General features: G+C 40.3%; 9 protein-coding genes. 5 read left to right on the top strand and 4 right to left on the bottom strand.

Annotation, left to right across the window (positions count from 1 at the left end; genetic code table 11):
• Positions 1-78 precede the first annotated feature (78 nt).
• Together pdxH and N523_RS0115475 are read left to right on the top strand one after the other, a co-directional pair.
• Positions 79-717, top strand: coding sequence for a pyridoxamine 5'-phosphate oxidase (pdxH, locus tag N523_RS0115480; RefSeq protein ID WP_028833915.1), 639 nt, complete (start codon positions 79-81; stop codon positions 715-717).
• Between the two features lie 12 nt (positions 718-729).
• Complete coding sequence (locus tag N523_RS0115475; protein ID WP_028833916.1) at positions 730-1,497, top strand: TatD family hydrolase; 768 nt, start codon at positions 730-732, stop codon at positions 1,495-1,497.
• Here the strand turns inward: N523_RS0115475 and N523_RS0115470 are convergent.
• A complete protein-coding gene (locus tag N523_RS0115470) occupies positions 1,464-2,084 on the bottom strand; it encodes an AhpA/YtjB family protein (protein ID WP_028833917.1) in 621 nt (206 codons plus the stop codon). The genes N523_RS0115475 and N523_RS0115470 overlap by 34 nt on opposite strands.
• 142 nt (positions 2,085-2,226) lie before the next feature.
• Here N523_RS0115470 and serB point away from each other — a divergent pair, with 142 nt between their 5' ends.
• Positions 2,227-3,252, top strand: a complete 1,026-nt coding sequence (serB, locus tag N523_RS0115465; RefSeq protein WP_028833918.1) for a phosphoserine phosphatase SerB — start codon at positions 2,227-2,229, stop codon at positions 3,250-3,252.
• Here serB and N523_RS0115460 read toward each other — a convergent pair.
• Positions 3,249-5,729, bottom strand: coding sequence for a PilZ domain-containing protein (locus N523_RS0115460; protein WP_028833919.1), 2,481 nt, complete (start codon positions 5,727-5,729; stop codon positions 3,249-3,251). The genes serB and N523_RS0115460 overlap by 4 nt on opposite strands.
• Positions 5,730-6,083: 354 nt before the next feature.
• Here N523_RS0115460 and radA point away from each other — a divergent pair, with 354 nt between their 5' ends.
• Positions 6,084-7,469, top strand: coding sequence for a DNA repair protein RadA (gene radA / locus N523_RS0115450; RefSeq protein WP_013465693.1), 1,386 nt, complete (start codon positions 6,084-6,086; stop codon positions 7,467-7,469).
• 85 nt (positions 7,470-7,554) lie between these two features.
• Entirely contained in the window at positions 7,555-8,487 is a 933-nt protein-coding gene (locus N523_RS0115445; RefSeq protein ID WP_028833920.1) for a hypothetical protein, read from the top strand.
• 92 nt (positions 8,488-8,579) lie between these two features.
• Here N523_RS0115445 and serA read toward each other — a convergent pair whose 3' ends face one another.
• Together serA and rpiA are read right to left on the bottom strand one after the other, a co-directional pair.
• Positions 8,580-9,809, bottom strand: a complete 1,230-nt coding sequence (gene serA, locus N523_RS0115440; protein ID WP_028833921.1) for a phosphoglycerate dehydrogenase — start codon at positions 9,807-9,809, stop codon at positions 8,580-8,582.
• 9 nt (positions 9,810-9,818) lie between these two features.
• The gene (rpiA, locus tag N523_RS0115435) at positions 9,819-10,472 is read right to left on the bottom strand and encodes a ribose-5-phosphate isomerase RpiA (RefSeq protein ID WP_028833922.1); all 654 of its coding nucleotides are present in this window, start codon (positions 10,470-10,472) and stop codon (positions 9,819-9,821) included.
• Positions 10,473-10,481: the final 9 nt, after the last annotated feature.

Genomic DNA, 10,481 nt, shown 5'->3' with positions numbered 1-10,481 from the left:
TAGCTGATAGCTGATAGCTGATAGCTGATAGCTGATAGCTGATAGCTGATAGCTGATAGCTCTTTAGAAGGATTTGATATGAAACTCGAAGATATTCGTCGTGAATACCTGCAAGATGCGCTCAGTGAAGACAACTTGCTGGATAATCCGTTTAAGCAGTTTGAAACCTGGCTTGAGCATGCTGTTGCCAGTAATTTGCCCGACCCTACAGCAATGGTGGTCGCTACGGTTGATGACACCGGTCAGCCTTCACAGCGTATTGTGCTGCTAAAGCATTTAGATGATAACGGTTTTGTGTTTTTTACTAATACCGGTTCACGAAAAGCACAAGAGCTTAAAGGCAATAATAAAATTTCCTTGCACTTTCCATGGCACCACATGGAGCGCCAAGTAATTGTATATGGTGAGGCGCGGCCGCTTCCAACGTCTGCCGTGGCTAAGTACTTTTTATCTCGTCCAAAAGAAAGTCAATTAGCCGCTTGGGCGTCGCAACAAAGCCGCCCGGTGTCGTCGCGCAAAGTGTTAATGGAAACCTTTGCCAATATGAAAAACAAGTTTGCCAAAGGTGAAATACCACTCCCTGATTTTTGGGGCGGATATTGTGTTGTGCCGCAAAAAATCGAGTTTTGGCAAGGCGGAGCTCACCGTCTACATGATCGCTTTATGTATCAGCGTCAGGCCGATAATAGCTGGCAAATAACGCGCTTAAACCCGTAGTGGGCTAGTTTTTTGAAGTTTATAGACTCGCATTGCCATCTTGATTTTAGTGAGTTTGATGCAAACCGCGAATCACTTATTAATGCCTGTGTAGCAAAGGGCGTTAGCCAATTTATTGTGCCAGGTATTAGCTTGGCGCAATCTCAAAAATTACTCGAGTTTAAAGCAACTTACCCACAAGTCAGCATAGCGGCAGGGCTGCATCCTTATTTTTTAGAGCAACACCAACAATCACATTTAGAGTCATTATTTAATTTTGCTAAAGCAAATAAAACACAGCTGGTGGCTATTGGTGAGTGCGGGCTCGATCGCAGTATTTCCAATCTTGAAAAACAAACCTTTTTGTTTGAGCAGCAAATAGCGCTTGCTAATGAGCTTGATTTACCGCTAATTGTTCATCACAGGCAAAGCCATGATTTAATTGCGCAGTCGTTTAAGCGTTGTAGGCCAAAAAACGGCGGTGTGATTCATGCTTTTTCAGGCTCAATTCAACAAGCGCACTATTATATAAAGCAGGGTTTTAAACTTGGAGTCGGTGGGGTTATAACTTACGAGCGTGCAGCTAAAACACGTGCGGTTATAGCAAAGCTTGAGCCGCAGCAGTTAGTGCTTGAAACTGACTCACCTTCAATGCCGCTAAGTGGCTATCAAGGGGAGGTAAATACCCCACTGCATATTCCTAACGTATTTGATGCGCTTTATGGTTTAAAACCAAATAGCGATAAATTTCAATTAGCTGAGCAGCTTTATGATTCATGCTCAGATGTTTTTTGTATATAACGATTTACTTGCCAGCGCTTTAATCCTCGGCCTAATTGCCAAGTAAAAATACAGGCAATCACTAACATAAGTAGCACCTGGCGACCTAAATCATGAAAATGATTATGGCTAGCCGATACCGCAGCACGGGTTAAATAGGTAATAGATACAAAGCCAATCGGGCGGTTGTCGTCTGAAATAACTTGCTCAACAAAAGGCGTTTTTAACTTACTAATACCCGGTGATGAGTCAGGTAATAAGCCATATACATGATGCGATTGCCAATTATCGCTGCTCGCAAGTACCACACCTTGTTTGTCATAAATAGTGGCCGAGAGTACAAATTCATCTTTACTGATATTGTTGCATAAGGTGGTCAGTTGCTGCTTGTTTTTTTCTATCAGCGGATTTTTAGCATTCAGTGCCATAAACTGAGTGAGAGATTTAGCTGCGCTATTGGCATTATCGTAAAGCAGTTGATGACTTTGAAAGCTACTATTTATACCCACCCAGCTTAATAATACAAAGCAGCCAGCGGCCAATAGCAAACGGATTAAACGCTTTTTTTGCGAGGCTGTAAGTGGATTTTTAAGATGGTTATTTTTCATAGTCACCGTATATGCTGCTGACAGCATTTTGATTTGATGTTACAACTACACTATAACCTTAAATCCACCCTGATGGCGAATTTTGTATCTTATATCCTTATCATCAATGCGCTAAATGTCAGGAAATATAAACGGAGATCCCATGTCGGATGCGAACATGGCACAGCACAGCGCTGAGCAACCATTATCACAACTTACCCTAAATAAATGGTTCAGCTATCAAAAGGGCGTATTTGCACCTTTAAATACAATTCCAAGCAGAGAGCGAGGGCTTTTTAGTATCGCATTTGCAGGCGATTTTAGTATGGCGCATATCAATAGCATGATTGAATTTTTTGCCACTCATCAGCAAAATGTGACAGCAATGTGCCAATACCAGCCAGATTTAGGGTTATCTCCGGCATTATGTTTTTATATAGAAAATACAGAGCAGGCAATAAACCCACTTGAACTTCAAACTTTTGCAAATACCTTGACGTGTCAGTTAGTGCAAGTAACCAATCCCCCTAATTTAAAAAAACCAGGATTATTGGTAATGGATATGGATTCAACAGCCATTACTATTGAGTGCATTGATGAAATTGCGCGTTTAGCCAATGTATATGACGAGGTTGCCAGTGTGACCGCGCAGGCAATGGCAGGTAAGCTTGATTTTAGTGAGAGTTTAAACCAACGCGTTGCCAAGCTAAAAGGGATTGAAAAAAGCTTAATTGATGATCTAAAAAGTGCACTGCCTTTAATGCCGGGTATTAAAGCATTGTGCCAAATTTTAAAGCACCACCAATGGTATTTAGCTATTGCATCAGGCGGGTTTGTGCCGTTTGCAGAGCGTGTACAAGAGTTAATTAATTTAGATGAAGTGCATGCCAATGTATTGGAATTTAAAGACGATAAACTAACAGGTAAGGTGTTAGGAGGCATTGTTGATGCTGAGCAAAAAGCGGTTATTTTAGAATCGCTCCAACAAAAACTAGGCCTTGAAAAAACGCAAACAGTTGCCATTGGTGATGGCGCAAATGATTTAAAAATGATGGCTCAAGCAGGATTAGGCGTTGCTGTGCATGGCAAACCTAAAGTAGTTGAACAAGCCCAAGCGGCTATTTGCCAAGGCTCGTTATTACAATTGCTGTATATGTTGGCGGTTCCGCTAAATCCATCACAGGGTTAACGTAAACGGTTTAACCAAATTAGTTTTCGCCTAGACATTTGCTCAACCTGTTGTTGGTTGAGCGATAAATGTACAAGGGCTTCGTCACTTACATCAATAATATCGCCAACTCCCGATACTGACCACAAGGCATCCTCTAAGTCTTTAGCCTTGTGAATTGCGTATTGGCTAACGTATTTTAGCTCATTTGCTAAGTAGTCAGTATCGAGTCGACCAGTACGTGAAATATATAAACGCATTATAAAAACCAGCTCAGACTTCAGCCCTTTACTTATTTGCTGTTTAAACTCGCTGCAGTCGGTGCCTAAAATACACTGACTGGTAATTGCATCGGCTATATTTTCTTTTTTAGGATCGAAGTTAATCACCAAACTAAATTCTAATGGCGAGTCTTGGCGAGATCGCTCTTTAATATTCGGGGTGATCACATCAGCAATGTGCGCTTTAGTAATAATATTTGATAAGTCTGTTTTAGTATTTAGCAGTGAAAAATTTTGTAAAATAACATGCAGAGGGCTTGGATATAAACCAAATCCCATGGCGCCAATTTCAAAGTGAGCCATTGATTTATGTAAGTATATTGGGAACTGGCAAAGTGTTTTGGTTACCATATTTCTAAGTGCTGTAGAAAGCCCAGGTACTTTAGGTGACTCTTCTGCTATTTTTAATTTTTGTTTATTGCTGTTAATTAAAAGAGTAAAAAAATCGACCCCAGTATGAGGCGACTTTTTCTCTACATGTGCTTTTAAATTAATCGTGGTTAACGATTTACTCACCGCCATTACTTCATATTGAATAAGACTTAATGAATAACTTTTGGTGATTTTTTGTAAATCGGGGAATGACAGCGACACGATATCGCCTTTTTTAAAGTTTACTTCTTGATTACACTCTAGCTGTAAACCAAAGACTGAAAAGTCCCGAGTATGGCCATGCAGTACTGAGTCACGGGTGTTAATAACGACGCTGGTTTTATAAAGGTAACGCTTATTAGATCGAAGGTTCACGTACTCTAACGGCACGGTATTTAGCTCCGGCGGTGATGCATGCTTACTGTGGCCAAACAATTTCAATTTATTGGCCAAGGCTTTATCAAATTCATACTGTTGATAATGCTGTTGTTCATGCTTATTACCTACTTGAGTAAGTAGCATTAAATATTTTACGTCTTTTATGGCGCCTTCAACACGTGGTGAAGGCGGTTTATTAAGTTTCTCAATATCTTTACCCAAAGAGTTAGGTAAAGATAAAGGAATATAAGCATCTTCAGTATGGCTTGGCATCAATTGTAATTTAAAGCAGCGCCAACTGTCTCTTCGGCTACCAAAACCAAAAAATAACGCTTTTAATTGTGCATGTTGCTCAAGCTCTGAACGAGTGGCTGAATAGTAGTAAATTTTTCCTGCAGAGACATGGGTAAAGGTATATAAATATTCCTCTTTTACAGCAACAGGTTTTAGTGCCAAGTTACGAATACGCTTATGGTTTAACACACTGTATAGGCAAGATACTTTGCGCTCATCGGTAAAGTAACGCTGAATAAACAGGCTGTTTTCTGTAGTTAAACTTAAGCTTGGATAATAAACACCGTTTTTTTGACTTATAAAAACGTATAGCGAATTGACCCTTGGAATGTAATATTGCTCGTATCCTTTAGAAATAACTGCATCGAGGGTGTTATCTAAGTTCACTTTGTAGCGGCGTTTATTGCCGTGAATAAAGCTTTCTAAAAAATGGTCAAACGCGGTGTTGTTTTCTTTAAATGTGCGTTTTAAGCGAATATGATTAAATTCATCCGAGGTGTTTTCTATCGCAACCACTTCGTATTCAATCCCATTTTTTAACCCAAGCTCAAAATCTTGTTCAAGGCCAACTAAGTGCATAACAATAAGCTGACCTTTTTTTAAGTTATAGCGGGATGCCAACTTAATTTTACAGCCACTGAGTGAAATATCAGAAGTACTTGCTTCAATTTTTGTTTGCTCATCGTACTCAATAGTAATTTTAATTGAGTAATTCATTCGCTCTTCGCTACGACTTTCATAAGCCGCAAACTTAATTACATCGGTGGGTAGTTCGGGTAATGGTTCAATTATTTTAGCTGGGGTGGTCGTTGATTTTTGCTGTAATACACGATAATTATTTTCGGTATTCATCACCGCTTCGTACACGGCAAGGGTGTAGCCTTTATGTTGTTTTATTGCTGCTTCGAATACTTCAATGGCGGTGTCATCCATAAAGTGTTGTTTACCGTTATGCTCATATGGTTTTACTTGGCCGGTTACTGAGCCACGCAGATCAATAAAGCGGTCTATCGGCTGAGATAAACGCGACATTTCCATTTTTATTAAAAACTGCTCGGGTTTGCTTAACTCGGCGGTTTTTGACTTGAAAATGAGATCAAACTTAGCATTTCCCAAATACTGTTTTAATTCATTTACAAGCGCTTCATGCTTGAGCAATACGTTTTCAGCCATTTATAAATCATCACCGTCTAATTTAAAAGTAGGTATACTGTTGCAATCATTTATTAGAGAATTAAATAAATCTAATATCGAAAAGTAGTTAAATGCGACCACGATATTATGCGTAACTATACTTTGTGTTTATTGTTATTCGTTATGAGCCAATTAATTGGCATGTTTTTATTAGCTTTTTAAAGCAAGAAGCATGCCCTAAAGCAGGTTAAATGAAACTACATCAGTATAGTGTGAGTGTGATACTAAATGCGCTATTCCACAAGGCGTTGTTGCTAAGGTAAAGCCAGCAATGGCAAAATAAGCGCTTAACAGTCAATATTTCAAAATAAAGAATAGTAGGTAAGGTTTTAAATGGCTAAAGCGGCAAAAGTAGAGTTTGTTTGTACAGAATGTGGCATGAACTATCAACGCTGGCAAGGTCAGTGTCGCTGCGGTGCGTGGAACACATTAGCAGAGTTTAAACCTTCTGCAGGGCAAAGCAAAAAAGTAGCAGCTCGTGCAAGTGTCGGTGGCTACGCCGGTGGTATTGGCGGTGGCTCTAAAAAAATTAATGAAGTAGCAACCTCAGAGGCAGAAAAACAGCTTACTGAAATTGGCGAACTTGACCGTGTACTAAGCGGCGGTGTAACCACCGGCTCGGTTAATATTATTTCTGGCGATCCGGGGGCGGGTAAAACCACGCTACTATCGGATTTAGTGGCAAGAATGTCTCAGCGCATGCCATCGCTTTATTGTACTGCTGAGGAGTCTTTGTCGCAGTTTAAAAACCGAGTAAACCGTTTAAAACTTAACTATAACGAAGATGAGCTCTATTTACTTTCTGAAACCAGTGTTGAAACCATTATTGAAGAGCTGGATAAAAACAAAATTAAGTTTGCCGTTATCGACTCTATTCAAGCCGTGGTCACCGACACCGCTAATGGTAGCCCTGGCTCACCCTCGCAAGTAAAAAGTGCCGCTCAAGCGCTAACCCAATATTGTAAGCAAAACGATGTCACTATGTTCATTATTGCTCACGTAAATAAAAATAATGAAATAGCTGGCCCGCAAACATTAGTGCATATTGTTGATGCACTGTTACATATTGATACCAACGATGGTCAAGTGCGTACGCTGCGTGCTAATAAAAATCGCTTTGGTGATATAGATACTGTGGGCATTTTTAAAATGTGTGAACGCGGTATGCTCAGTGTGGATAACCCCAGCGAAATTTTCTTATCCGGTTCAACCACTGAATCACCGGGGTCGACGATTACTTGTATTCGTAAAGGTAATCGTAATCTACTACTCGAAATTCAATGTTTAACCACTGAAACAGAAGCAGAATTTCCACAGCGAGTATGTGTTGGTTTAAATATGAACCGGATTAAAATGCTCACTGGTATTTTACGTAAACACACTAAAACTAAAATATTTCACGATACGTTTTTTAATATTGTGGGTGGTCTAAAAATTGATGAATCAGAAACCTGTATTGATTTAGCGCTTGTTACTGCACTTTTAAGTAGTTTGAACGAGTTTGTTGTACCTCGAACCACCTGTATTATGGGGGAGCTAAGTTTAAACGGTGATGTGCGTCCAATCGACAGTGGTGTACCCCGTGTTAAAGAAGCGGCGCAACATGGGTTTACTGAAATATTTATCCCATTTCGTAACTACCATAAATCGATGGAAGGGCTGGGTGCTAAAATAACGCCAGTTAAAACAGTGCACGAGCTACTGAGTTTAATTAACTAGCAAACAAAAAGTGCTTAACGATGCATGTTCTCAATGTTAGTCTTGCTTAAAGCCACTTATATAAAGAGTTTAATAAGGAAATGACATGAAAAAATTAGTGATTGCAGCCGCGATTATTGCTGCAGGTGTGGGTGGCGTAAGCTATGCAAACTATGTTGCAACACAAGAGGTACGTGCTGAGGTTGATAAACAGTTGGCCTTGGTCAGCGAACAAACAGGTGCTAGTTTTAACTACGCAGAGCTATCGGCGAGTGTTATTTCAAACAGTGTTGCCATTAGTAATATTGAAGTGACTAGCCCTGAGGGCGATAAAATTGCCACGGTTGAGCATGTTGAAGTGACAGGCTACGAAACCGATAAAATATCGCCACATACTGCTTTTACGTTAAAAAACTTTCAATTTGATAAAAGCTTTGTCGATACACTGCCTGCAGATACAAATACACAACTTGCCTCAGCCAGTTATGATTTACACTCTTCATTAGATTACGATGAGCAATCAGGTAACAGTGATATTGTTGTTAAGCTGCAAGCTAATGATATTGCCAGTATTGATATGGACATGGGGCTTGCTAATTCTAAAGCGCTTATGGACGCTTCACTTGAAATCAGTAAGGCTCAACAAGCTGCAGGCACTACGCCACTTACTTATGAGCAAGAGTTACAGCAGCAAACAATGATTATGCAAGCAATGAGTAAGCTAGAGCCACGTAATGTTAGCTTAGTTGTTAATAACCAAGGTGATCTTAAAGGCTTATTAGAAAGCGAGTTGGCAAAGCAAGGTATGACGTTAGAGCAAATGCAAACAATGCTTGATCAACAGCTTCAACAAGCACCTGTGACCGAAGAAATAGCCAAGGCGTTAACTGATTTTGCTAAAGGACTAAATTCGTTTAGTGTGTCAGCAAAACTGCCTGAAGGTAAAACTATGATGGAAGTGAATCAGCAACTAATGATGTTAGCAGGACAACCCGAAGAGCTGGTTAAGTTTATAAATTTAGAGGTTAAAGGCAAATAACAGCGGTAAGTTATAAGCCGTCAGGATTCAATTTAAAACAAAAAAGCCGTACTTGATTATTCAAGTACGGCTTTTATTATTTTAGCTGATAGTTAGTGAAGAATACGCGCTCTAATTGTACCTTCAACCGCACTGAGCTCTTTAAGTGCGACTTCTGAGTGATCTGTGTCTACATCAATAACCACGTAACCAATTGCTTCATCGGTTTGTAAGTACTGTGCGGCAATGTTAATACCGTGCTGAGCAAACGCTTGGTTAATTTGCGTTAGCACGCCAGGGCGGTTGTGATGCACGTGTAACAAGCGGCTGCGATTAGCAAGCTCTGGCAATGATACTTCAGGGAAGTTAACTGCGGTAATAGTTGAGCCGTTATCTGAGTACTTAGCGAGTTTACCCGCTACTTCAATACCAATGTTTTCTTGTGCTTCTTGAGTAGAACCACCTATATGCGGCGTTAAAATAACGTTGTCGAATTCACGCAGTGGCGAGATAAATTCTTCATCGTTAGATTTAGGTTCAACTGGGAATACGTCAATTGCTGCGCCGCTGAGTTTTTTCTCTGTTAGCGCTTCTGCTAGGGCGTCAATATCAACGACAGTACCACGTGAAGCGTTAATTAAAATAGAGCCTTGCTTCATTACCGCCAATTCAGCCGTGCCAATCAGGTTTTTAGTTTGCGGTGTTTCAGGTACGTGCAAGCTAATAATATCAGCGCGTTGCAATAGCTGCGTTAAGTTATGTACTTGTGTCGCATTACCTAAAGACAGTTTGTCTTCAATGTCGTAATACTCCACGTTCATACCAATATTTTCAGCCATAATGCCCAACTGAGTACCAATGTGACCGTAGCCAATAATACCTAAGGTTTTACCACGCGCTTCAAACGAGCCATTGGCTGTTTTTAACCAGCCACCACGGTGCGCAGCGGCATTTCGCTGTGGAATACCACGTAATAAAAGCAGTATTTCACCTAGTACAAGCTCAGCTACAGAGCGAGTATTTGAAAACGGGGCATTAAATACTGCAATACCGCGTTCACGTGCTGCATTTAAATCTACTTGGTTGGTACCAATACAAAAACAACCGATAGCAACTAGTTTTTCAGCTGCATTTAATACCGATTCATTAATATGAGTACGAGAACGCAGCCCCACAAAGTGCACATCTTTAATGCGCTCAATAAGCTCGTCCTCAGGTAGCGATGTTTTAACGTAGTCGATATTGCTATAACCGTTACGTTTTAGCGTTTCAACAGCGCTTTGATGAACACCTTCAAGCAAGAGAATTTTAATTTTGTCTTTTGCTAACGATACCTTACTCATAACCATATCCTATTTAATTTGTGGCCCATTTTTTGTGCCGATAATCACTTTATCAGCACCGCGCTCTGCAAATAGGCCGTTGGTGACTACGCCAACAATTTGATTTATTTGTGTTTCAAGCTGTTTAGCATGGGTAATTTTTAAATTATGTACATCTAAAATAACGTTGCCGTTATCGGTTACAACACCTTGGCGATACACAGGATCACCGCCAAGTTTTAATAATTCGCGGGCAACATAGCTGCGCGCCATCGGAATAACTTCAACTGGCAGTGGGAAATCCCCTAAGGTATCGACTAGTTTGGTGTCATCAACAATACACACAAACTGTTTAGCCACTGCCGCGACTATTTTTTCACGGGTGAGCGCTGCACCACCGCCTTTAATCATTTCGTTTAGAGCGTTAATTTCATCTGCGCCATCAACGTATACATCCAGAGCATCAACATTATTTAGCTCAAATACTTCTATACCAAGTTCTTTTAAACGTGCTGTAGACGCTTCTGAACTAGATACTGCACCAACAATGGTGTCTTTTACTGTGCCTAAAGCATCAATAAAATGATTAACGGTTGAGCCTGTACCAACACCCACTATGGTGTTTTCTTTTACAAACTCCAGTGCAGCCCATGCAGCTGCTTTTTTTAATTCATCTTGTGTCATTGCTATGTG

It is taken from the genome of Pseudoalteromonas sp. 23_GOM-1509m, assembly GCF_000518425.1.
Classification (GTDB): domain Bacteria; phylum Pseudomonadota; class Gammaproteobacteria; order Enterobacterales; family Alteromonadaceae; genus Pseudoalteromonas; species Pseudoalteromonas tetraodonis.
This window is presented reverse-complemented; position numbering and strand designations above follow the sequence as displayed.